Raw genomic sequence first — 367 nt, 5'->3', positions numbered from 1 at the left:
TCACTGCCCGTACTGAATTATCCGCCCCCAAATTCGCAGACAGCATCTGCCAGCTCATTGAAAACCTGGCTACTTAGAGCATTGAGCACTTCTGGACGATTAAGAGTGACAGTCGCAATTCCTTCTTCAATTTCCACAATTATCGTTTCGTAAGCCAATTTTATTACCTCCCAAATAGTTACTTTATCGCCTCGTTTAAGTTTCCGGAACTCACCCCTTTCTTCAATAGCAGTTATTATTTTCATTTATTACTTAAAACCATGCCAAGTAAGATTCCTTAGGAAGGGTTACTTCAGGGATGTCCATAGCTTTATTAGGGACTATTTTCCAAGAATATCTTTGACTATTTCCGGAACTTCAAAGGGCA

Annotated in this window: 1 pseudogene; it reads right to left on the bottom strand. The window is 40.1% G+C overall.

Going from position 1 to position 367, the window contains the following annotated elements:
* Positions 1–158: pseudogene (locus tag DSOL_RS26455) on the bottom strand (enoyl-CoA hydratase-related protein); the annotation flags it as partial.
* Positions 159–367: the final 209 nt, after the last annotated feature.

This window comes from Desulfosporosinus metallidurans (genome assembly GCF_001936615.1).
Taxonomy (GTDB): Bacteria; Bacillota; Desulfitobacteriia; order Desulfitobacteriales; family Desulfitobacteriaceae; genus Desulfosporosinus; species Desulfosporosinus metallidurans.
This window is presented reverse-complemented; position numbering and strand designations above follow the sequence as displayed.